This window comes from Paracoccus sp. M683 (genome assembly GCF_007096355.1).
Lineage (GTDB): Bacteria > Pseudomonadota > Alphaproteobacteria > Rhodobacterales > Rhodobacteraceae > Paracoccus.
In genome coordinates, this window is the sequence record NZ_VKDF01000004.1 from 92,723 (window position 1) to 113,446 (window position 20,724).

At 65.2% G+C, this 20,724-nt stretch carries 22 protein-coding genes and 1 tRNA gene; 15 read left to right on the forward strand and 8 right to left on the reverse strand.

Annotation, left to right across the window (positions count from 1 at the left end):
* Positions 1 to 18 precede the first annotated feature (18 nt).
* Positions 19 to 372, forward strand: a complete 354-nt coding sequence (locus FNJ84_RS07130; RefSeq protein WP_143792333.1) for a hypothetical protein — start codon at positions 19 to 21, stop codon at positions 370 to 372.
* A 70-nt stretch (positions 373 to 442) separates the two neighbouring features.
* On the opposite strand, the gene FNJ84_RS07135 is transcribed toward FNJ84_RS07130, so the two are convergent.
* On the reverse strand, positions 443 to 1,027 hold the full coding sequence (locus FNJ84_RS07135; RefSeq protein WP_143792334.1) for an NADPH-dependent FMN reductase: 585 nt from the start codon (positions 1,025 to 1,027) through the stop codon (positions 443 to 445).
* Between the two features lie 155 nt (positions 1,028 to 1,182).
* On the opposite strand from FNJ84_RS07135, the gene cobT reads away from it, so the two are divergent.
* The 11 genes from cobT to FNJ84_RS07190 all read left to right on the forward strand — a co-directional run bounded on the left by cobT (position 1,183) and on the right by FNJ84_RS07190 (position 11,566).
* Entirely contained in the window at positions 1,183 to 3,051 is a 1,869-nt protein-coding gene (gene cobT / locus FNJ84_RS07140; RefSeq protein WP_143792335.1) for a cobaltochelatase subunit CobT, read from the forward strand.
* 72 nt (positions 3,052 to 3,123) lie between these two features.
* Positions 3,124 to 4,395, forward strand: coding sequence for an XRE family transcriptional regulator (locus FNJ84_RS07145; protein WP_143792336.1), 1,272 nt, complete (start codon positions 3,124 to 3,126; stop codon positions 4,393 to 4,395).
* Positions 4,396 to 4,469: 74 nt separating this feature from the next.
* Positions 4,470 to 4,841: a response regulator transcription factor gene (locus FNJ84_RS07150; protein WP_143792337.1), complete on the forward strand. Its 372-nt coding sequence runs from the start codon at positions 4,470 to 4,472 to the stop codon at positions 4,839 to 4,841.
* Between the two features lie 17 nt (positions 4,842 to 4,858).
* On the forward strand, positions 4,859 to 5,188 hold the full coding sequence (locus tag FNJ84_RS21945; protein WP_185968449.1) for a hypothetical protein: 330 nt from the start codon (positions 4,859 to 4,861) through the stop codon (positions 5,186 to 5,188).
* A complete protein-coding gene (locus FNJ84_RS07160) occupies positions 5,189 to 7,879 on the forward strand; it encodes an ATP-binding protein (RefSeq protein WP_143792338.1) in 2,691 nt (896 codons plus the stop codon).
* A 69-nt stretch (positions 7,880 to 7,948) separates the two neighbouring features.
* Positions 7,949 to 9,235, forward strand: a complete 1,287-nt coding sequence (locus FNJ84_RS07165) for a FliM/FliN family flagellar motor C-terminal domain-containing protein (protein ID WP_143792339.1) — start codon at positions 7,949 to 7,951, stop codon at positions 9,233 to 9,235.
* Positions 9,236 to 9,323: 88 nt separating this feature from the next.
* Positions 9,324 to 9,542 carry a translation initiation factor IF-1 gene (gene infA, locus FNJ84_RS07170; RefSeq protein ID WP_010397442.1) on the forward strand — a complete coding sequence of 73 codons (219 nt, stop codon included), beginning with the start codon at positions 9,324 to 9,326 and terminating at the stop codon, positions 9,540 to 9,542.
* 7 nt (positions 9,543 to 9,549) lie between these two features.
* Positions 9,550 to 10,170, forward strand: a complete 621-nt coding sequence (locus FNJ84_RS07175; protein ID WP_143792340.1) for a nucleoside triphosphate pyrophosphatase — start codon at positions 9,550 to 9,552, stop codon at positions 10,168 to 10,170.
* Positions 10,167 to 11,243 (forward strand): ribonuclease E/G, encoded by a 1,077-nt coding sequence (locus FNJ84_RS07180; protein ID WP_143792341.1) that lies wholly within the window; start codon positions 10,167 to 10,169, stop codon positions 11,241 to 11,243. Before FNJ84_RS07175 ends, FNJ84_RS07180 begins: the two co-directional genes overlap by 4 nt.
* On the forward strand, positions 11,240 to 11,413 hold the full coding sequence (locus FNJ84_RS07185; protein ID WP_143792342.1) for a DNA gyrase inhibitor YacG: 174 nt from the start codon (positions 11,240 to 11,242) through the stop codon (positions 11,411 to 11,413). Before FNJ84_RS07180 ends, FNJ84_RS07185 begins: the two co-directional genes overlap by 4 nt.
* A 77-nt stretch (positions 11,414 to 11,490) precedes the next feature.
* Positions 11,491 to 11,566: transfer RNA gene (locus FNJ84_RS07190), tRNA-Phe, on the forward strand.
* Positions 11,567 to 11,623: 57 nt separating this feature from the next.
* Here FNJ84_RS07190 and FNJ84_RS07195 read toward each other — a convergent pair.
* Entirely contained in the window at positions 11,624 to 12,244 is a 621-nt protein-coding gene (locus FNJ84_RS07195) for an autoinducer binding domain-containing protein (protein ID WP_143792343.1), read from the reverse strand.
* A 353-nt stretch (positions 12,245 to 12,597) separates the two neighbouring features.
* Between FNJ84_RS07195 and FNJ84_RS07200 the strand changes: the two genes are divergently transcribed.
* Positions 12,598 to 13,290, forward strand: a complete 693-nt coding sequence (locus FNJ84_RS07200; protein WP_143792344.1) for an acyl-homoserine-lactone synthase — start codon at positions 12,598 to 12,600, stop codon at positions 13,288 to 13,290.
* A 78-nt stretch (positions 13,291 to 13,368) separates the two neighbouring features.
* Here FNJ84_RS07200 and plsY read toward each other — a convergent pair whose 3' ends face one another.
* Genes plsY through FNJ84_RS07220 form a run of 4 tightly spaced genes read right to left on the reverse strand, consistent with a single transcriptional unit; the run spans position 13,369 to position 16,629 of the window.
* Positions 13,369 to 13,953 carry a glycerol-3-phosphate 1-O-acyltransferase PlsY gene (gene plsY, locus FNJ84_RS07205; RefSeq protein ID WP_143792345.1) on the reverse strand — a complete coding sequence of 195 codons (585 nt, stop codon included), beginning with the start codon at positions 13,951 to 13,953 and terminating at the stop codon, positions 13,369 to 13,371.
* Positions 13,950 to 15,212: a dihydroorotase gene (gene pyrC / locus FNJ84_RS07210; protein WP_143792346.1), complete on the reverse strand. Its 1,263-nt coding sequence runs from the start codon at positions 15,210 to 15,212 to the stop codon at positions 13,950 to 13,952. The genes plsY and pyrC overlap by 4 nt, the downstream gene beginning before the upstream one ends.
* A complete protein-coding gene (locus tag FNJ84_RS07215; protein WP_143792347.1) occupies positions 15,209 to 15,664 on the reverse strand; it encodes a hypothetical protein in 456 nt (151 codons plus the stop codon). The genes pyrC and FNJ84_RS07215 overlap by 4 nt, the downstream gene beginning before the upstream one ends.
* On the reverse strand, positions 15,661 to 16,629 hold the full coding sequence (locus tag FNJ84_RS07220) for an aspartate carbamoyltransferase catalytic subunit (protein ID WP_143792348.1): 969 nt from the start codon (positions 16,627 to 16,629) through the stop codon (positions 15,661 to 15,663). The genes FNJ84_RS07215 and FNJ84_RS07220 overlap by 4 nt, the downstream gene beginning before the upstream one ends.
* Positions 16,630 to 16,759: 130 nt before the next feature.
* On the opposite strand from FNJ84_RS07220, the gene FNJ84_RS07225 reads away from it, so the two are divergent.
* Together FNJ84_RS07225 and FNJ84_RS07230 are read left to right on the forward strand one after the other, a co-directional pair.
* Complete coding sequence (locus tag FNJ84_RS07225; RefSeq protein WP_143792349.1) at positions 16,760 to 18,136, forward strand: MATE family efflux transporter; 1,377 nt, start codon at positions 16,760 to 16,762, stop codon at positions 18,134 to 18,136.
* A gap of 33 nt (positions 18,137 to 18,169) precedes the next feature.
* Positions 18,170 to 18,406, forward strand: a complete 237-nt coding sequence (locus FNJ84_RS07230; RefSeq protein ID WP_143792350.1) for an Lrp/AsnC ligand binding domain-containing protein — start codon at positions 18,170 to 18,172, stop codon at positions 18,404 to 18,406.
* 72 nt (positions 18,407 to 18,478) lie between these two features.
* Here the strand turns inward: FNJ84_RS07230 and FNJ84_RS07235 are convergent, their stop codons facing one another.
* Positions 18,479 to 19,228: an SDR family oxidoreductase gene (locus FNJ84_RS07235; RefSeq protein ID WP_143792351.1), complete on the reverse strand. Its 750-nt coding sequence runs from the start codon at positions 19,226 to 19,228 to the stop codon at positions 18,479 to 18,481.
* A gap of 13 nt (positions 19,229 to 19,241) precedes the next feature.
* Positions 19,242 to 20,696, reverse strand: a complete 1,455-nt coding sequence (locus FNJ84_RS07240; RefSeq protein WP_143793010.1) for an aldehyde dehydrogenase family protein — start codon at positions 20,694 to 20,696, stop codon at positions 19,242 to 19,244.
* Between the last annotated feature and the right edge of the window lie 28 nt (positions 20,697 to 20,724).

Here is a 20,724-nt window from a genome sequence, read left to right on the forward strand (position 1 = left end):
CGCCTTGCCTTCTGTGCCGTGCTGATCATTTGCGCCGGACCGGCGTGGACGCAGACAGCAGGCTGGAAGGATGCGGCAGAATGTGCGGCGCTGTATCACGGCCATTACGGCTATGAGACCGTCAGCTTTGACCCCGCCGATGTCAGCGAGGGCTGGCTGGTCATGGCTGATGATTTCACTGCCGCCGCTTTCAGGCTTGGTGCGTCCGAGGATGATATTGCGGCCAGCACAGGTCGCGCCGCGTGGTGGGCGCAGGCCATTCAGGCGCATATCTTCGATAATGACGCGGCGCTTGCGCAAAGCTATGTGACGCAGCAATCCATTTGCGACGGGCTGATCGGGGAACTGCCAGAGATGGCATCGCATCGCTGAAGCACCGTATATTCAAATGACGACGGGCGGGGTTTTATCCCCGCCCGCTGTTCCGGAAAAAACCGGAAAATCACGCCTTGCGCGCCGCCACCGTCGCGTTGGTCCACCACACCAGATCGGCCAGCGTCGCATCCAGCGAGCCTTGCAGGTGATCCTCGATCGACTCGATCGGCTGGTTCGCACCCAAAGGCGAGGTCGCGAAGAAATCGCCGCCGGCGATGTGAACCGCGCTGCGCACCGGCACCATCTGCAACTCGACCGCCATCAGGCGCAGTTGTTCCAGTGCGCGGGCACCGCCCATCGCGCCATAGGCGACCGCTGCCATCGGCTTGTGGTTCCATTCCTTATAGGCCTGATCCAGCGCGTTCTTCAGCGCCCCGGTGATCGAGCGGTTATATTCCGCCACGATGAACACATAGCCGTCATATTCAGCCAGCTTGTTCTGCCATGCGACAGCTTGGGGATTGGCCGAGGGCATCCACAGGTTCGAAGCCGGCTCGTCAAAGAACGGCAGGTTGAAGTCGCGCAGATCGACCAGATCGAAATCAAGATCGGCGTTGTCCTTGACCTTGCTCATGAACCACTGCGCCGGCTTGTCGGCAAAGCGGGTGGCGCGGGTCGAACTGATGATGACGGCAATTTTGGGTTTGGCCATGGGATGTCCCTTTCGTTCTGGCGGTTCTTTCATCTAACGTAAATCTAATGCACAGGTTGCAGATTCTCACCCGCACCACCGCACAGACGGCTGTGCAGCCTTGCGCAATGCGGGCGGCTCTTGCTCTGGCGCGCGGGTGGTGTTCTATGGAAGCCATGAAAAAATCCGACAACCCCGCCGATCCGTTCAAAAAGGCCCTGACCGAGGCCACCCGTGCCCTGGCCGATGATGCCGAGCTGAACGTGACCTTCACCGCCGACCCGTCGGGCGTGACGGGCGACCAGATGCGCCTGCCGCAGGTCAGCAGGCGGATGACGCGGGACGAGGTTTTGCTGGCGCGCGGCACTGCCGATGCGCTGGCCATGCGGCTGCGCCATCACGACCCGGCGACGCATGTGAAATTCGCACCTGCCGGCCCGATGGCGCGCGAACTGTATGAAGCGCTGGAAACCGCGCGGGTCGAGGCTTTGGGCGCCCGCGACATGCCCGGCGCGCTGTCAAATATCGACGCGCGCATCGCGGCCGATGCCGAGAAAAAGGGCTATGCCCAGATCAAGGCCCCCGCTGATGCGCCGCTGTCGGTTGCGGCGGGTTTGCTGGTCCGTCAGGCCGCCACGGGGCGCAAGCTGCCCGCCGGGGCCGATCATGTCGCGGAACTGTGGCGCCCCTTCGTGGAACAGCAGGCCGGGACGACGCTGGAAAACGTGCAGGATGCGCTGGCCGATCAGGCCTCTTTCGCGCGGCTCTCGCGCCGGATCATCAGCGATCTGGGCTATGGTGACCAACTGGGCGACGATCCCGATCAGCCCGAGGATGACGAGGCCGAGGAAAACGCCGAACAGGACGAAGAGGCCGGCGACAACCAGTCGCGCGAACAGGATGACAGCGACGACGCCGAATCCTCGCCCGAACGCAGCCAGGAACAGCAGCAGGACGAACGCCAGGCCCAGGTCAGCATGGATGACCAGTCCGATGACGAACTGTCCGACGAAGCCGAGATGCCCGAGGCCGAATCCCCGCCCGACATCCCGCCGCCCGTCAGCGAGGCCAGCGCCGATTACAAGGTCTTTACCCAGGCCTGGGACGAAGAGATCAAGGCCGAGGATCTGGCCGAGCCGGCAGAACTGGAACGCCTGCGCGCCTATCTGGACAAGCAGCTAGAACCGCTGCGCGGCGCCGTCAGCCGTCTTGCCAACAAGCTGCAACGCCGTCTTCAGGCGCAGCAGAATCGCAGCTGGGAGTTTGACAAGGAAGAGGGCGTTCTGGATGCCGGTCGTCTGGCCCGCGTGGTGGCCAACCCGACGACGCCGCTTTCCTTCAAGGTCGAGAAGGACACCGAGTTCCGCGACACGGTGGTGACCCTGCTGATCGACAATTCCGGCTCGATGCGCGGGCGCCCGATTTCCATCGCGGCCATCTGTGCCGATGTCATGGCCCGCACGCTGGAACGCATCAGCGTCAAGGTCGAGATCCTCGGCTTCACCACCCGCGCATGGAAGGGCGGGCAGGCGCGCGAGGAATGGCTGAAACAGGGCCGACCGGCCCAACCCGGCCGGCTGAACGACCTGCGCCACATCATCTACAAAGGTGCCGACGCGCCCTGGCGTCGCGTCCGCCCCAATCTGGGGCTGATGATGAAGGAAGGCTTGCTGAAGGAAAACATCGACGGCGAGGCCCTGGAATGGGCGCATCGCCGGCTGATCCGCCGGCCCGAGGTGCGCAAGATCCTGATGGTGATCTCGGATGGTGCGCCGGTCGATGACAGCACCCTGTCGGTGAATCCGGCGAACTATCTGGAAAAGCACCTGCGCGATGTGATCGCCATGGTCGAGCGCAGGAAGCAGGTCGAGCTTCTTGCCATCGGCATCGGCCATGATGTCACCCGCTATTACGACCGCGCGGTGACGATCACCGATGTCGAGCAACTGGCCGGCGCGATGACCGAACAGCTTGCCGCGCTGTTCGATGCCGATCCGCGTAAACGCGCCCGCGTGCTGGGCATGAACGCCATGCGCCGGGCCTGACGGTCCTTTCGGCGCGGGCGGTCCGCAAGGCCGCTCTTGCGTCAGGGCCCCGGCCGGGCTTTCATCGCCGCCATGACCAAGCGCAGCCCCACCCATGTCCTGACCGGCACCCGCATCCGCGAAAGGCGGCTGGCTTTGGCGCGCAAGCAGGCTGATGTGGCGCAGGCGGCGGGCATCTCGGCCGCCTATCTGAACCTGATCGAACATAACCGCCGCCCGGTGGGCGACGCGCTGGTCGCCCGGCTGGCCGTGGCGCTGGAGGTGCCTGCGGCCGAACTGGAATCCGGCCGGGAAGAGGCGCGTCTGGCCGCCCTGCGCGAAGCCGTGGCCGCGCTGGACGGCCGGCTTGGCACGGGCCTGCCGGAACTGGAACAGACGGCCGAATTTGCCGCCCGCTTTCCCGGTTGGGCCGATGCGCTGGTCGCTGCGGCCGCGCAGAACCGGGCGCTGTCCTTGCGGCTGGTTTCACTGTCGGAACGGATGACGCAGGATCCCTATCTGCTGGCCACGCTGCACGAGGTGCTGTCGGCGGTGACGGCGCTGCGCTCGACCGCCGCGATCCTTGCGGAAGGCGATGAAGGATTGACCCCCGCCTGGCGTGAACGGTTCTTTGCCAATCTTGACCATGACAGTCAGCGTCTGTCGACCACGGCGCAGGCGCTGGTCGCCTATCTGGACAGTTTCGAGGCTGACAGCACCTTCCTGACCCCGCAAGACGAGGTCGAGGCCTGGATGACCGCCGGCAGTCCGCCGCTGGATCAGGCGACCGATCTGGCATCAGACGCGGCGCGTGATCTGGCGCGGGCGCATCTGGAACGTATGGCGGCTGAACGCGCGGCGCTGCCCGATGCCGATCTGGCCCGCGCCGCTTCCGGGGCGCCGGATCCTCTGGCCGTGGCGCAGATGCTGGGCCGGCCGCTGGATCTGGTGATGCGCAGGTTGGCGGCGCTGCGGCCAAGGGGATACGAGGGCGCCGGATTGCTGGTTTGCGACGGGGCGGGCGTCATGGTGCTGCGCCGGGCGGCGCAGGGGTTTGCCCTGCCGCGGCAAGGCGATGCCTGTGCGCTGTGGCCGTTGTTCCGGGCGCTGATCAATCCTCAGGCGGCCATTCGGTTGCGGGTGGAAATGCCGGGCGGCGCGCGTTTCGATACGTTCAGCTTTGCCACCCGGATCCAGCCGGCGGGGCTGGACGGGCCGGTTCTCAGCGCGGCGCAGATGCTGATTCTGCCCGCCGGCCCCGATCCGGCCCATGATGCGGTTCTGCGCGTGGGGCCCAGCTGCCGGATCTGTCCGCGCGATGGCTGTCCCGCACGGCGCGAACCTTCGATCCTTGCGCCGGCGTAATCGGCTTTGACAGGCCGGGCCGGTGCCGCGCAATATGTGGCAGGACGGACCGGGACGACGAAAGGAAAACCGGCTTGGGCGATCAGACCGACATCCTGCTGATCGAGGACGACCACAGCATCGCCGAGGCGGTGCGCTTTATCCTGACGCGCGAGGGCTGGCAGGTCGCCGTGATCCGCGATGGCGGCGAGGCCGTGGACAGCATCCGGGCGCAGCGACCGCGGCTGGTGGTGCTGGACCTGATGCTGCCCAACCGCTCGGGCAGCGAGATTCTGGCCGACCTGCGTGCGCTTCCCGATCCGCTGCTGGCCCGGACCGCCGTTCTGCTTTTGACCGCGCATGGCGATGCTGTGGGCACGGCGGCGGCCTGCGGCGCCGATGCGGGCCTGGCCAAGCCCTTTGCCAATGACGAGCTTCGGGCGCTGGTCGGGCGCCTGATGCACTAGCCAAAAAAGGCGGCGCGATGGCGCGACATCAGCCCTTGTTCCTGGAGCGCTCGTCCTATCGCCGGCGACGGCTGAGCGATGTCGCCCGCATTCTGCCGGTCCTGGCGCTGGTGCTGATCCTGCTGCCGGTGTGGTGGGTGCCGGCCGTGGTCAGCCTGACCGGCGGCGCGCTGTGGCTGTTCGGCCTGTGGGCCGGGCTGATCGCGCTGACTGCCGGTCTGTTTGCGGCCATGGGCACGGCCGATCCATCGGCCCAGTCTGCCGGGCAGGATGGCGGCGCGGATGGTGACGATCCGGGCGAGGGTGCGGGCGCTGGCCGAGGCCGCTCTGAAAGCGCGGGGCGGTAGATGGCCGTTGATGTTCTGGTGGCGACCTGCCTGGGCTATGTCGTCCTGATGTTCATTGTGGCCTTCGCGGCTGATCGCGCGGCGCTGCGCGGGCGGGTGAAGTGGCTGGATCACCCGGCGGTCTATACGCTGTCGCTGTCGGTCTATTGCTCGGCCTGGACCTTTTTTGGCGCGGTCGGTTACGCCACCCGGTCGGGGCTGGAATTTGCCACGATCTATCTGGGGCCTACGGTGGTCTTTGCCGGTGCCTGGTGGGGGTTGCGGCGGCTGGTCCGGGTGGCGCGCATGCACCATGTCACATCGGTGGCCGACCTGATCTCGGCCCGCTTTGGCAAGTCGAACCCGCTGGCCGCGCTGATCACCCTGATCGCCGTGACCGCCGCCACGCCCTATATCGCCTTGCAGCTGCAATCGGTCAGCCTGTCCTTTCGTGCCTTCACGCAAGAGGCCGACCCCGTCGCCCAAGGCGGAACTGCGCTGTGGGTGGCGGCGGGGCTGGCCCTGTTCACCATCCTGTTCGGCACGCGCAACCTGGCGGCGGACGAACGCCACCACGGCGTCGTCACCGCCATCGCGCTGGAGGCCGTGGTCAAGCTGATCGCCTTTCTTGCGCTTGGCGTCTTTGTCGTCTGGGGTCTGGCCGACGGTCCCACCGATGTTGTCGGCCGCATCGCCAAAGCCACCGCCGAGGATCCCGCGCTGGTGCAGGGCTGGCTGCTGAAACCTGATCGCTGGACGGCGCTGATCGTCGTCTCGGGGATCGCCGTCATCACCCTGCCGCGCATGTTTCAGGTCATGGTGGTCGAGGCCGCCGATGCCGAGCGGCTGCGCATGGCGGGTTGGGCCTTCCCGACCTATCTGTTCGCGATGTCGCTGTTTGTGCTGCCCATTGCGGTGGTTGGCCGCGAGTTGCTGCCGGCTGGCTCTAACCCTGATCTGTTCGTTCTCAGCCTGCCCTTGTCGCAGGGCCAGAACATGCTGGCCCTGCTGGTCTTTCTGGGCGGATTTTCCGCCGCCACCTCGATGGTGGTGATGAGCGCGATCGCGCTGGCGACGATGATCTCGAACCATTGGCTTGTGCCGCTGTGGCTGTGGCTGCGCCGCAGGCCGGATGGCGATGATGCCGAGGATCTGGGCCGCTTTGTGCTGAACGCACGCCGACTGGCGATCCTTGCCGTGGTTGGCGGCGGCTGGGTCTATCATCAGGCATCGGGCGGGTCGGCTGCGCTGGCAGCGATGGGGCTGGTCGCCTTTACCGGGATGGCGCAGGTCTTTCCGGCCATGCTGGGGGGGCTGCTGTGGCGCGGGGCCACGCGGATCGGCGCCTATGCCGGGGTGGGGACCGGGCTGGTGCTGTGGATGGTGCTGATCTTCCTGCCGTCGGTGGGCATCGGCGCCACGCCCGGCTTTCCGCAGGGCGTCGACCCTCTGGCAGGGTCGATCGTGCTGTCGCTTGGGGCGAATACGCTTGCCTTCCTGACGCTGTCGCTGGTCAGCTTTCCCGATCCGGTAGAGCGGTTGCAGGGCTTGTCCTTCGTTCTGGCCGTCGAACCCGAGGGGCCGGACCGCGCCGGCGGCGACACGGCGCGAAGCGCCGAATCGCTGCTGGCCATGTCGCGTCGCATCTGGGGCGCGGATCCGGCGCTGCGCTTCTTTCAGGCCGAGGCTGTGGCACAAGGCAAGTCCGGCTTTCTGCCCGACCTGACGCCGCGCTTTCTGACCCGTCTGGAACGCAGGCTTGCCGGGTCTGTGGGCACAGCTACGGCCCATGCGATGATCGGCCGGGTTGGCGGCGGAACCGGGCTGAGCGTGGCCGACCTGATGGAGGTCGCCGGCGAGGCCAGCCGCGCCAAGGAGGAAGCCCGCCGTCTGGAAACCGCCCGCGCCGAATTGGCCCGCACCGCCCGCCAATTGCGCGAGGCCAATGAAAAGCTGACCGAACTGTCGGTTCAGAAGGACAGCTTTCTCGGCCAGGTCAGCCACGAGCTGCGCACGCCGATGACCTCGATCCGGGCTTTCTCCGAGCTGTTGAAGCTGCCCGACCTGCCCGAGGCCGACCGCACCCGTTTCGCCGGGATCATTCATGACGAGGCAGGCCGCCTGACCCGGCTGCTGGACGACCTGCTGGACCTGTCGGTGCTGGAAAGTGGCGGCGTCCGGCTGAATGTTGCGGTGGCCAATCTGCATGATCTGGTCGACCGGGCAGTGAATGCGGCCTCGGCCACCGGCACGGGGCGCAATTTCGTCATCCACCGTGACCTGCCGACTGAACATGTTGCGGTGATCACTGACACAGACCGGCTGTTGCAGGTGCTGATCAACATCATCAGCAATGCCCGCAAATATTGCGACGCCCCCCGACCCGAGCTGTGGGTCCATGTCCGCCGCCGGCCTGATCGCAGCACCGAGATCGACATCATCGACAACGGTTCTGGCATAGACCCGGACCGTCAGGCGCTGATCTTCGAGAAATTCGCCCGGCTGAACGATCCGATGCGGGCGGGCGGGGCCGGGCTGGGGCTGGCCATTTGCCGCGAGATCATGACGGCGCTTGGCGGTGACATCACCTATCTGCCGGGGCAGGGTGGGGCCGCCTTCCGCGTCAGCCTGCCGCACCGGCCGCCGTTGAAGCCCTCGGCAAGCGCGGATGCGCCGAATGCGTGTGGCGGGGGCGGTGATTGGAATGAATGAGGCGTCATAAACGAAATCTAAACCTGTCTGGGTGATGCTGCCCGAAAGGCAGGTCAGGATTCGGGCGGAATGACGGAAATGGACGCGGGCAGGCTACAGGACGAAGGCGGGGGGCAGGGCGTGTTGCGACGGCTGCTGCTGGCACGCGATCAGGCCCGGTTGGATCATGGTGCCGCCCAAGCCTTGCCGCGTCCTCAACCCGTGACGGCCAGGCGCGCCGCCATTACCGCCGTCGCCCGTGCGATGGACCAGCTGTATCAACTGCCTGTCAGCACGCTGGAACTGCAACCTGCCGCCATAACTCTGGCCGAAATGGCCGAACTGCTGCCGCAGCCCGCCTTGCTGTCGGTGGTTGAAGGCGCGGGTGATGCCATCGGCGTGGTCGCCATTTGCCCCGACCTGATGACGGCCCTGATCGAGATGCAGACCCTGGGCCGGTTGACCGCGCGCCCGGTCGAGGCACGTCGCGCAACGCGCAGTGATGCCATTATCTGCGCCGATTTCGTGAACAAGCTGCTAGAGCAGCTGGGCCAGGAAATTACCCAGGTCGACGGGTTCGAGACCTTCGGCGGCTTCCGCTATGCCAGTTTTCTGGACGACCAGCGCCCCTTGCTGCTGATGCTGGATGACAGCCCCTATCGCAGCCTGCGCTATCGCCTGCGCTTCGGCCAAAACCCCGAGCGCGAGGGGCAGATCTTTGTTGCATTACCACAGAATCAGGCCGTTGCGGCCCTGCCGCCGTCCGGTGGCCCCACCCGGCCCGACCGTCAGGCGGGCACCCCGCCCGATGCCGCCCCGCGTCCGTCAGGGCAGGGGGCGCGGAACGGGAGAGGTGTCACCGAAGAAGGCGCCACGGCTCGGGCCGATGGCGCCTTGGCCCGCCCGGTGCAGGACGCCCCGGTCGAGGTGGTGGGGGTCTTGTGTCGCCGCATGATGACGTTGGGCGATCTGCGGGGCCTGAAAGCCGGGCAGCTTCTGCCTCTGCCCCGGCTCGATCTGTCCGATACGCGCCTTGAGACCCGATTGGGACAGGTTCTGGCGACGGGCAAGCTGGGCGAGGCGGACGGCTATCACGCCATTCGGCTGCGTGATGCAGGCGCCCCCCCAGAGGCCAGCGCCGAGACGGAAGGCGCAAACGACACGGCCATGCGTCAGCCGGCCCCTGGGATGGGGGAAACCGGATCGGCACGCCAGCAGGTCAATGCCGCCCCTTTCTCGCCGAGAAATGCGGCCGAGCCGCCGATGGCCGATCTGAAGGATCCCGACGGCTTCCGCGATCCACAGGCAGGTGATTCGGGCGCTGTTGATGGTGCAATGACGGTTGCTTCGCAACAGAAAGCGGCCATATCCGGCTGAGACGACGCTTCCCCCTTGTAAAAGACCCGTTTCCGCCGCATGTAACAGCGGCCTCGCAGAGTCGGGGGAAAATCAAGACGGAGTGACCATGGCCAAGGAAGAAATGCTCGAATTTCCAGGCGTCGTGAAGGAACTCCTGCCGAATGCGACGTTCCGGGTCGAGCTTGAAAATGGCCATGAGATCATTGCGCATATGGCAGGAAAAATGCGGAAGAACCGCATTCGTGTTCTGGCTGGGGACAAGGTTCAGGTGGAAATGAACACCTATGACCTGACCAAGGGACGCATCAACTATCGCTTCAAATAGGGGCGAAATGCCTGATCCTGTGCAAACGGGCGGCCTTGCCGCAGGGCAGGGCGCACCGCGTCTTGTTCTGGGATCCGCTAGCCCCAGGCGGCTGGAGCTGCTGGCGCAGATCGGTATCCGACCGGACGCGATTCGTCCGGCCGATATTGATGAAACGCCGCATGACGGTGAAAAACCGCGCGACTATGTGTACCGCATGGCTGCCGAAAAGGCTGCGGCGGTGACGCTTGGTCCGGCCGAGGCAGTGCTGTGCGCTGATACCACGGTCGCTGTTGGTCGCCGCATCCTGGGCAAACCCGAAGACCAGGTCGAGGCTGGCGCTTTCATGCGGCTGATGTCGGGCCGGCGTCATCTGGTTCTGACTGCGGTGGCATTGCGCGACCATGCCGGATGCCGGGTAAGGCTGGTCGAGACCACTGTGAAGATGCGAGTGATCGACGCGCCGGCGCTTGCACGATATCTGGCGACGGAAGACTGGCGCGGCAAGGCGGGCGGCTATGCGATCCAGGGCCCGGCTTCTGCGTTCATCCCCTGGATTCAGGGCAGCTATTCCGCCGTGGTCGGCCTGCCGCTGTCCGAGACGGCGGCGATGCTGGCTGCCATCGGCATTATCGGAGGCAGGACATGAAGGGTCGTCAGATCGTTCTGGGAAAACTGTTCGGAAACGAGGCCGCCGCGCTGATTCAGGACGGTCAGCTGATCGACCTCATCGCGGACAGCAGCGCGCTGACGCCGCTGGCACCGGGGGCCATCTGCCGCGGTGTCGTCGATCGGCTGGTCAAGGGGCAGGGCGGGGTCTTTCTGCGTCTGCCCGACGGGGCCCGCGGCTATCTGCGCGATCGCAGCGGGCTGCGCGAGGGGCAGCCGATTCTGGTCCAGGTGGCCGGCGTCGCCGACGAAGGCAAGGCGATTCCCGTGACATCGCGACTGCTGTTTCGCGGCCGTTTCGGAATCCTGACGCCAGGTCGGCCGGGGGTGAACGTCTCTCGCAGCATTCGCGACGATCAGACGCGCGCGGTGCTGACGGCGATTGGCCAGGCATTGATCGCCGATGCCGCCGGTCTGCCGCAGGATTGCGGGCTGATCCTGCGCAGCGCGGCTGCCCTGTCAGATGATCATCAGGTTCAGGCCGAGTTGGGGCAGCTGATCACCCTTGCTGCCGGTATTCTGGCCGAGGAAGCCGGCCAGCCCGAACTGCTGCTTGATCCGCCAAGCCCGCACGAGGCTGCCTGGATCGACTGGGCGGAACCCGCGCCCGATCAGGTCGACGAGGGTGCGGCTGCCTTTGAGCAGCTTGGTGTGGATCAGATGATTGACGACCTGCTGCGGTCTCAGGTCGCCTTGCCCGGCGGCGCCTCTGCCGCGATTCAGCCAACGCGCGCCTTGCTGGCGGTTGATGTGAACACCGGCCGCGACATGTCGCCGGCGGCGGGGCTGAAGGCCAACATCGCCCTTGCGCGTGATTTGCCGCGTCAACTGCGTCTGCGAGGTCTGGGCGGGCAGGTGGTGGTCGATTTCGCGCCGATGCCGAAACGGGACCGCGCGACGCTGGATCAGATCCTGACAGCCGCCTTCAGGGGCGAATCAGCCGAAACCGTTCTGGTCGGCTGGACCAAGATGGGGCTGTACGAAATCAGCCGAAAACGAGACCGTGCGCCGCTGGCCATGCTGGCGGCGGCTGCCGGGAAGGCCGCGCGATGAGCAAATGTCCGATCTGTGGCAAGGCCAGTGTCGCGGCCTATCGCCCTTTCTGTTCACGTCGCTGCGCCGATGTCGATCTGGCGCGGTGGTTGCGGGGCGATTACGTCATTCCGGGGCCTCCGGCTGATGTGCCCGGCCAGGGCGATGACGACGATCGCGATGGCAACTGACGTTTTGTCGATTTCGGGTCTGGACAGCGCCGCGCCGCGCCCGTAAACACCCGACACCCAAGGTCGCAAGGCCGATGGCCCGGATAGCTCAGTTGGTAGAGCAGCGGATTGAAAATCCGCGTGTCGGCGGTTCAAATCCGTCTCCGGGCACCATTTACCCCCCCAGATTTGCCGCATGTGATGCCAGGGCCCCGCACGGCAGTTGACGGATTAGATCAGCCCGTCGCGCACCGCCTTGACCACCGCCGTCATCGTGTTCCGGCAGCCAAGCTTCTTTTGCGCACCTGAAAGGCGCAGCTTCAGCGCCGAGACGCTGATGTTCAGCTTTTCGCTGGCATCCGTATGGGTCATGCCGTCGCGCATCAGGCGCAAGGCCTCGATTTCCTTGTCTGACAGGGCGACATGGCTGCGGGCGAACAGATGTGCCCACAGATCCAGCTTGACGCTGAGCATCGCCATCTCGGCATCGGTAAATTCGCGGTCGGGGCGGGCCAGCGACATGAAGGACCGTTTCCGGTCAACCTTTGCCACGAAGGTGGCCCCATAGCGCAGCCCGAATTTCGCCGCCTCGGTCATCACGTCGAACGGGTCGGGGATCGTGACCTCGGACCAGCGGGTCTTGCCGATCCGCGCCATGGTCCAGACCGCCAGTGGGTCGCGGAAGAAATAGTTGTCTTCCTCGTATTTCTGGGTCCAGCGCGCCGGATAGCGGTTGATGATCAGGTCGGGACGACCGAATCGCAGTCCGAAACCCATGATATATCCGGTCGGCGCAAGCTCGGCGATCTCGGTCAACTCGTCTTCATGGTTCGGAATGATGGTCTCTAGCATGTAATTTGTCCGTTCGTGCCGGCTATTTGGTGGGGGTCTGACCAATCAGACTGTCTAATTGGCTAGGGTTCTGTCAATCGTAAATTGCTTCGGATACGTTGCATTCACCGCAGAGGATTGGCGGACCATTGGGGGGGTTATGGATTCCATATCTGACAGGGTGACCGCTGGCTACTTGCCGCTAGTCGCGAAGGCAGATTTTACCATTGATATGGTAAGGAACCTGCTTTTGATGTTCGAGGTTCGCGAAAGCGACAACCCCGTCACCATAGAGCTCCGTGAATGGGGTGTCTGGGCGGTTACGGCAGAGGGTGTGAGGCTTTTTATAGGTGCAACGAAGGAACTGCCCAACCATGCTGTTCGAGAACCGCTTCCCAACTGAATGGAAACTCAATCCGGATCTGCCACCGGAATATAGTGTTAAGATTGTCCGGCTGCCGGACGGAATTTCTTCCTGGTATCTTGTTAACGAGTACCTGAAACTGCGCAAGCAGGTCTTTGTCGACAGGCTGGAATGGCCGCTGTTCTACGCCGAAGAGGTGGAGTTTGAACAGTATGATTCGCTTGATACGACCTATGTGATCTGCCTGAAGGGGAATGAAGTGGTCGGCGGCGCGCGTCTGCGGCGTGCCGACCACTTCAGCGGGCATGGCAGCCTGCAATATTCCTATATGATTCGGGATGCGTGCCTGGGCCATCTGCCGGGGCTGCCCGACAATCTGTGCGATGAACTGCCGCCTTCGGATGCGCAGACCTGGGAGCTGACGCGGATGATCGTGAACGGCCCGCGCGCCCTGACCGAACATGTGCTGGAAGAGGTGAACCAGTTCCTGTTGCAGCAAGAGGCGACCAGTTGCCTGTTCCTCGGATCGCCCGCATTCCTGCGGATGGCGCGCAAGCTTAGCTGGCCGGCCAGGCCGCTTGGCCCGGTCTGTGGCAATGCCGATGGTCGTTTCCAGGTGGTCGAGGTGCCTGTGCGCAGCGTGGCCACGGCGGTTCGTCCGGGCACGCCGCAGGCGCAGAAGCATCGGCTGCCCGTGGCCTGACCTTCGCGGTCAGATCACAGGCTTTTGAACCGGCAGCGATGGATGTTCGATGAATGGCCCCCGGAGCGGCGGCCGGATCTATTTCCGGCCGCCGATTCGGGGTTCGGTCCCGTCCAGCAGCCGGCTGATATTCGCCTTGTGGCGGACAAAGATCAGTGCGGCCATGAACAGCGCGACAAGGATCAGTTCAGTCCGGCCCAGCATCCAGGCAACGATCGGCGACAGCGCCGCCGCAATCAGCGCGGAAAGAGAGCTGATGCGCGCAATCAACGCCACGACCAGCCAGGTGGCGCAGGCGATCAGCCCAAGCCGCCAGTCCAGCGCGATCAGCGTGCCCAGAAAAGTGGCGACGCCCTTGCCGCCCTTGAAGCCCAGCCAGACCGGAAAGCAATGGCCCAGAAAGGCGGCGCCTCCGGCGAGGATGGCTGCCGTTTCACCGGCGAAATAACGCGCCAGCAGCACCGCGATGGCGCCCTTGCCTGCATCCAGCAACAGGGTGGCTGCCGCTGCGGGTTTGTTGCCGGTTCGCAGCACATTGGTGGTGCCGATATTGCCCGACCCGATCTGGCGCAGGTCGCCCAGCCCCAGGGCGCGGGCGATCACCAGGCCAAAGGGGATCGAACCCAGCAGATAACCGATAACGGCCCAGAGAAGCGCAATCATCCGAACACCCTTTTGCCCGCGACCCAACTGCCCATCACCTTGCCTTGCATCCGGGCGCCGTCAAAGGGGGTATTCTTCGATTTCGACAACAGGCCAAAGCGGTCCATCACGAAAGGGGCGTCGGGGTCGAACAGCACCAGATCGGCGGGGGCGCCCTCGGCCAGTCGGCCGGCCGGAAGGCCAAGACGGGCGGCCGGGTTCAGCGACATGGCCCGCCACAGTTCCGGCAAAGTCAGCGCGCCTGCATGATACAGCCGCATCGCCGCCGGCAGCAGGGTTTGCAGGCCCACGGCGCCGGGCGCTGCAACCTCAAAGGGCAGGCGCTTGGATTCCTCGTCCTGCGGGGTGTGGAAGCTGGCGATGACGTCGATCTCGCCATCGGCCACGGCCTGCACCATGGCCAGCCGGTCATCTTCCGACCGCAAGGGCGGGGTAAAGCGGAAGAAGGTCCGATAGTCGCCCACATCGAATTCGTTCAGCGTCAGGTGGTGGATCGAGGTGCCCGCCGTCACATCCAGACCCGAGGCCCGCGCGCGGCGCAGGGCGGGCAGGGCGGCTGCGACGGTGATCTGGTCTGCATGCCAGCGGCAGCCGGTCATGGCCACCAGCGCAAGGTCGCGGTCCAGCCCCATGACCTCGGCCATGGGGGATACGGCGGGAATCCCGTAAAGGCTGGCGAATTTGCCGCTGGTCGCCGCCGCGCCCTTTGACAGGCCGGGATCCTGCGGATGGCCGACGATCAGGGCGCCCAGCCCCTTGGCATAGCTCATGCAGCGGCCCAGCAGCTTGCTGTCGGCCACGACCCGCACGCCATCGGTAAAGGCGACGGCGCCCAGATCGGTCAGAAAACCGATCTCGACCATCTCGCGCCCTTCGCGTGCCTTGGTCAGCGCCGCCATGTGGCGAATGTTCACCGGCGCATCGGCGGCGCGGCGGGTGACGAATTCCAGATCCTCGGGCGTGTCGATGGGGGGCAGGGTGTCGGGCCGCACGATCATCGTGGTCACACCGCCCGCCGCCGCCGCCAGCCCGGCACTGCGGAAGCTTTCCTTGTGCCGTTCGCCCGGCTCTCCGATCTTTACGCCCCAGTCGACGATGCCCGGTGCCAGGCATTTCCCGGCGCAGTCGATGATCTCGGCCCCCTTGGCAATGTCGCCGTCGCGGGACGCAATCTGACCGTTCTCGACGGTCAGCGAGCCGAGGCTGTCGGTCTGCGCCTCGGGGTCGATCAGCCGGGCATTGGTAAAGTGCAGGATCATGCGCCCCTCGTGTCGTCTTTAGCCATGCTGGCGAAGGTGGCATTGCGGATGCGCACCGCCATTTCGCCGATATCGGGCACGGCGCGGATGGTCATCATCGGTTTGCCCCTCTGGCGCAGCCGCAGCCCATAGATCAGCCGCCGCACCCGCAGGTCCGGGTTGATGTCCAGCGTGTGCCCGCGCGGTCCGACGATCCGGCGATCTGTGACCACCCATTCGCGGTCGCGGTCCATCAGCCAGCCAGCCCCCGCCATGAAGGCGCCGAACACCAGGACCGAACCCAGATAGCCCGGCATGCCGAACTGGTCCTCGGATGCGCGGATCACAGCCATGACCACGGCGAACATGGCCGTTGCCACGGCCGCCGCGCGCAGGATCGCGGCGGTGGTCGTGCGATAGATGCCCAGCACGGTTTCCCCCGGTTGCAACTCGGCATTCACCATCCCGGTCATCCCCACAAGCCCGGCCCGGCCAGGGCGCGGCCGCGTTCGGCGCGCAGGTTCTGCGCCAGCAGGTCCATCGCCGCCATGCGGACCGCAACGCCCATCTCGACCTGGTCCTGAATGACGCTGCGGTTGATGTCATCGGCGATGGTGCCGTCGATTTCCACGCCCCGGTTCATCGGGCCCGGATGCATGACGATGGCATCGGGTTTCGCCAGGGCCAGCTTTTCGGCATCCAGCCCCCAACGGTGGAAGTATTCGCGTTCCGAGGGGATAAACCCGCCATCCATCCGTTCCCGCTGAAGCCGCAGCATCATCACGACATCGGCGTCGCGCAGCCCCTCGCGCATGTCCTCATAGACCTCGCAGCCCAGATCGGCGACGCCAGCGGGCATCAGCGTGCGTGGCCCGATCAGGCGCAGCCGGTTTTCCATCTTGCCCAGCAGGATCAGGTTCGACCGCGCCACCCGGCTGTGGGCGATATCGCCGCAGATGGCAACGGTCAGGCGATGCAGACGCCCCTTGCTGCGGCGAATCGTCAGCGCGTCCAGCAGGGCCTGGGTCGGGTGTTCATGGCGGCCATCGCCCGCGTTGATCACCGCGCAATTCACCTTTTCGGCCAGCAGGTTGACCGCGCCGGAATGGGGGTGCCGCACGATCAGCAGATCGGGATGCATTGCGTTCAGCGTCAGCGCGGTGTCGATCAGCGTCTCGCCCTTTTTCACGCTGCTGGTCTGCATCGACATGTTCATCACATCGGCCCCCAAACGCTTGCCCGCCAGCTCGAAGCTGGACTGGGTGCGGGTCGAGTTCTCGAAGAACATGTTGATCTGGGTCATTCCGGCCAACGTGTCGGAATGCTTTACCGTGCGCTGGTTCAGCTGCACGTAATTCTCGGACAGATCCAGAAGCGTGGTGATGTCCTGCGGGTTCAGATGTTCGATGCCAAGCAGATGGCGGGCGCGAAAGGTCATGGCGGCTCCGTGATCGCGGGCAGGATCGTTCGGCTGTGTCTATCGCAGAAGCCGCACGGCGCGGCAAGCATTTGCCAATAGACCCGGATCGTCGCTTGCTGCCTGCATTCTGTGCAGATATGGGCGGATGATGAACCTTGCACGCCTGCGCCCTGAATTGATCGCCACGATGGCGCTTGGACTGCCGATGATCGGCAGTCATGTCGCGCGCATGGCCATTGGCGTGACCGATACGGTCATGGTCGGCTGGTACGGGGTCGAGGCCCTGGCCGCGCTGGTGCTGGCCAGTTCGTTGTTCATGCTGCTGTTTTTGCTGGGCGGGGGCTATTCCATCGGTGGCTCGGGGCTGATCGCCGGCGCGCGGGCGCGCGGCGATGATGTCGAGGTGCGCCGGGTCACCCGCATGGCGCTGTGGCTGTCGATCCTGCATGGGCTGATCATGGCGCCCTTGATGTGGTGGTCGGGCAAGATCCTGATCCTGCTGGGGCAGGACCCGCAGCTTTCCATCCTTGCGCAGGATTATCTGCGGATCATGATGCCTGCCATGCCGCTGGTGCTGGCGGGGATGGTCATCAACTCCTATCTGTCGGCGCTTGGCCGGCCCAATGCGGTGATGTGGATCACCCTGGCTGGCGTGCCGCTGAACGTGCTGCTGAACTGGATGTTCATCTTTGGCAATCTGGGCGCGCCGGATTTGGGTGTGGCGGGGTCGGCGATTGCCAGCCTGACGGTGAATGCGGTGCAGCTGGCCGGTCTGCTGGCCTATGCGCTGTGGCTGCCCGAGGCCCGGCGCTATCGCCTGATGCAGCGGTTCTGGCGACCCGACTGGCCGTTCTTCTTCAGCGTGCTGCGGCTGGGCCTTCCGATCGGACTGGCCGTGGTGGCCGAGGTGGCGCTGTTTGCCGGCAGCAATGTGATGATGGGCTGGATCGGCACGACCGAACTGGCCGCCCATGGCATCGCGCTGCAGATCACCAGCATCGCCTTTATGGTGCATCTGGGGCTGTCCAATGCCGCGACGATCCGCGCGGGCGAGGCTTTTGGCCGCCGCGACTTCGACGCGCTGCGGCGGGTGGCCGCGGCGGTGATCCTGCTGTCGCTGACCTTCGCTGCGGTGGTGATCGTGATATTCGTGCTGTGGCCCGAGTCATTGGTGCGGCTGTATCTGGACGAGGCCAACCCGGCCAGCGGCGCAATTCTGACGGTTGCCGTCGGGCTGATGATCTGGGCCGCCATGTTCCAGATTGCCGATGCGATGCAGGTCATCTTGCAGGGCCTGCTACGTGGCGTGCAGGATACAAGGGTGCCGCTGTATCTGGCCTTTGTCGGCTATTGGGCGGTTGGTTTGACCACCAGCTATCTGTGCGCCTTTACCTTCGGCATGGGTGCGCCGGGCTTGTGGGTCGGGCTTCTCGCCGGGCTGACCGTGGCCGCCGGTCTGATGTACTGGCGGTTCTATCACGGTCTGGCGCGCGGGGGCTGGACCCGGCAGGTCGCTGCGGGCTAACCTGCCACCACCACCGTCAGGCAGAGGTTTCCGATGCGCCCCGTCTTCGTCCAGTTCCGCTGTGCCCCCGGCAAGACCTATGAGGTCGCCGATGCCATCTATGACCGCGAAGTCGTCAGCGAGCTTTACTCGACCAGCGGCGATTATGACCTGATCGCCAAGGTTTATATTCCCGAGGACGAGGATGTCGGTCGCTATCTGGCCGAAAACCTGTTCGATATCGACGGGATCAGCCGGACGCTGACGACGATGACCTTCAAGGCATTCTGAAGGGGCAGGGGCCGGCTGCGCCGCCGGCCCGCATGATCGCTTTCAACGCAGGTATTTTGCGCTGGTCCGGTCTCAGATCGTCCGGCCGCCATCGACCTCCAGCACGACGCCGGTGATGAAATCGGCCTCGTCCGACGCCAGATACAGCGCCGCATTGGCAATGTCGCGGGGCTGGGACAGGCGACCCATCGGGATGGTCGAGACGAATTTCGCCCGGTTTTCAGGCGTGTCCGGCACGCCCATGAACTGTTCCAGCAGGCCGGTGACACCCATGACCGGCGCGATGCAGTTCACGCGGATATTGTCAGGCGCCAGCTCGACCGCCAGGGACCGGGTCATCAGGTTCACTGCCCCCTTGGACGAATTATACCAGGTCAGCCCCGGGCGCGGCCGGATCCCGGCGGTCGAGCCGATATTGATCATCACCCCCGCGCCCTGTTCACGCCAGACCGGCACGCAGGTCTTGGTCATGTGAAAGATCGACAAGACGTTGATGTCATAGATCTTGCGAAAGGTCTCTTCGTCCGTTTCCATCAGCGGACGGTTGGGATTGGTCCAGCCGGCATTGTTGACGACGATATCCAGCCGGCCGAAGGCATCGCGCGTGGCCTGCACGGCGGCTGCGACCTGATCGCCTTTTGACACGTCGCAACCCACCGCAATCGCGCCGCCCCCCAGTTCGGCGGCGACCGCCTGCGCGCCTGCCTCGTTCAGGTCAACCACGGCCACACGCGCGCCCTCGCGCGCATAGGTTTCCGCGATGCCCTTGCCAAAGCCCGATGCCGCACCCGTCACCAGCGCGGTTTTTCCCTGTAGTCTCATCAATATGCCTCCCTTAGCCGTGATTGTTCACGACAGTCTTGATCTGCGAAAATTCATACAGCGCGGCAAAGCCCTTTTCGCGGCCATGGCCGGATTTGCGCACCCCGCCAAAGGGCAGTTCCACCCCGCCGCCCGCGCCATAGCCGTTGATAAAGACCTGCCCGCAGCGCATTGCCTTGGCCACCCGCGCCTGTCGTCCGCCATCGCGGGTCCAGACGGCGGCGACCAGCCCGTATTCGGTGCCGTTGGCGATGCGGATCGCCTGCGCCTCGTCATCGAAGGGGATGACCGCCAGAACCGGGCCGAACACCTCTTCCTGGGCCAGTTTCGAGGCCGGATCGACCGGGCCAAAGACCACCGGCGCGACATAGAAGCCGCCCCCCGGCGTGTCGGCCGCGATCTGGCCCCTGCCAATGACCGGAGCGTCGGCCTCGGCGATATAGGTTTCGACCCGCTTCTTCTGCCGGGCCGAGATCAGCGGCCCAAGCACCGCATCCTCGTCCGAGGCCGAGGCCGTAACTGCCGCGAACCGTTCCGCCAGCCGTGCGGCCACCGCATCGAAGATGCCGCGCTGCACCAGCACCCGGCTGCCGGCGGAACAGGTCTGCCCGCCATTCTGGACGATGGCATTGACCAGATAGGGCATGGCCGCATCCAGATCGGCATCGTCAAAGACGATCTGCGGGGACTTGCCGCCCAGCTCCAGCGTGCAGGGGATGAAGTTCCGCGCCGCCGCCACCTGGATCATGACGCCGACCTCGGGCGAGCCGGTGAAGGTGATGAAGTCGATGCCGCGATGTTCCGACAGCGCCTTGCCCGCCACATCGCCGCGCCCCGTCACGATGTTCAGCGCGCCAGCCGGAAAACCCGCCTCGACCGCCAGCTCTGCCAGCCGCAGCACCGACAGGCAGGCATCTTCGGCCGGTTTCAGCACCATCGTGTTGCCCATGGCCAGCGCGGCGGCCACTGTCCGGCCATAGATCTGCGCCGGGTAGTTCCAGGGAATGATCGCGCCAACCACGCCGTAAGGTTCGCGGTGCACCGTCACGTCATAGCCGTTGAGAAAGGGCAGCACCTCGCCATGCACCTTGTCCGCCGCGCCGCCGTAATATTCGAAATAGCGCGCCGTCGCGATCATGTCGGCGCGGGCCTGCCTGATGGGCTTGCCGTTGTCGCGGCTTTCCAGCTGGGCCAGCGCCTCGGCATGGGCCTCGATCAGGCGGCCATATCGCATCAGCAGCCGGCCGCGCTCGGCCGCGGTCAGGCGCGACCAGTCGCCGGTCTCGAAGGCTTGGCGCGCGGCGGTGATGGCGGCATCCACATCGCTGGCATCGCTTTCGGCGATACTGGCAAAAACCTCTCCGTCGATGGGCGAGATGACGGGCATCGACCGGCCAGCCCGCGCCGGAACCCAGTGGTTGCCGATCAGGTTCAGCGGCTGCGGCAGGGTCAGGTGGGCGGGCTGCATGTTCATCGTGGTCTCCTCTTCCTCGACG

Bases quoted from the DNA above. Each gene is read 5' to 3' on its own strand.
- FNJ84_RS07135 (WP_143792334.1), bottom strand. From the start codon at position 1,027: ATGGCCAAACCCAAAATTGCCGTCATCATCAGTTCGACCCGCGCCACC.
- cobT (WP_143792335.1), top strand. From the start codon at position 1,183: ATGAAAAAATCCGACAACCCCGCCGATCCGTTCAAAAAGGCCCTGACC.
- FNJ84_RS07145 (WP_143792336.1), top strand. From the start codon at position 3,124: ATGACCAAGCGCAGCCCCACCCATGTCCTGACCGGCACCCGCATCCGC.
- FNJ84_RS21945 (WP_185968449.1), top strand. From the start codon at position 4,859: ATGGCGCGACATCAGCCCTTGTTCCTGGAGCGCTCGTCCTATCGCCGG.
- FNJ84_RS07160 (WP_143792338.1), top strand. From the start codon at position 5,189: ATGGCCGTTGATGTTCTGGTGGCGACCTGCCTGGGCTATGTCGTCCTG.
- FNJ84_RS07165 (WP_143792339.1), top strand. From the start codon at position 7,949: ATGACGGAAATGGACGCGGGCAGGCTACAGGACGAAGGCGGGGGGCAG.
- infA (WP_010397442.1), top strand. From the start codon at position 9,324: ATGGCCAAGGAAGAAATGCTCGAATTTCCAGGCGTCGTGAAGGAACTC.
- FNJ84_RS07175 (WP_143792340.1), top strand. From the start codon at position 9,550: ATGCCTGATCCTGTGCAAACGGGCGGCCTTGCCGCAGGGCAGGGCGCA.
- FNJ84_RS07180 (WP_143792341.1), top strand. From the start codon at position 10,167: ATGAAGGGTCGTCAGATCGTTCTGGGAAAACTGTTCGGAAACGAGGCC.
- FNJ84_RS07185 (WP_143792342.1), top strand. From the start codon at position 11,240: ATGAGCAAATGTCCGATCTGTGGCAAGGCCAGTGTCGCGGCCTATCGC.
- FNJ84_RS07195 (WP_143792343.1), bottom strand. From the start codon at position 12,244: ATGCTAGAGACCATCATTCCGAACCATGAAGACGAGTTGACCGAGATC.
- FNJ84_RS07200 (WP_143792344.1), top strand. From the start codon at position 12,598: ATGCTGTTCGAGAACCGCTTCCCAACTGAATGGAAACTCAATCCGGAT.
- plsY (WP_143792345.1), bottom strand. From the start codon at position 13,953: ATGATTGCGCTTCTCTGGGCCGTTATCGGTTATCTGCTGGGTTCGATC.
- pyrC (WP_143792346.1), bottom strand. From the start codon at position 15,212: ATGATCCTGCACTTTACCAATGCCCGGCTGATCGACCCCGAGGCGCAG.
- FNJ84_RS07215 (WP_143792347.1), bottom strand. From the start codon at position 15,664: ATGACCGGGATGGTGAATGCCGAGTTGCAACCGGGGGAAACCGTGCTG.
- FNJ84_RS07220 (WP_143792348.1), bottom strand. From the start codon at position 16,629: ATGACCTTTCGCGCCCGCCATCTGCTTGGCATCGAACATCTGAACCCG.
- FNJ84_RS07225 (WP_143792349.1), top strand. From the start codon at position 16,760: ATGAACCTTGCACGCCTGCGCCCTGAATTGATCGCCACGATGGCGCTT.
- FNJ84_RS07230 (WP_143792350.1), top strand. From the start codon at position 18,170: ATGCGCCCCGTCTTCGTCCAGTTCCGCTGTGCCCCCGGCAAGACCTAT.
- FNJ84_RS07235 (WP_143792351.1), bottom strand. From the start codon at position 19,228: ATGAGACTACAGGGAAAAACCGCGCTGGTGACGGGTGCGGCATCGGGC.
- FNJ84_RS07240 (WP_143793010.1), bottom strand. From the start codon at position 20,696: ATGCAGCCCGCCCACCTGACCCTGCCGCAGCCGCTGAACCTGATCGGC.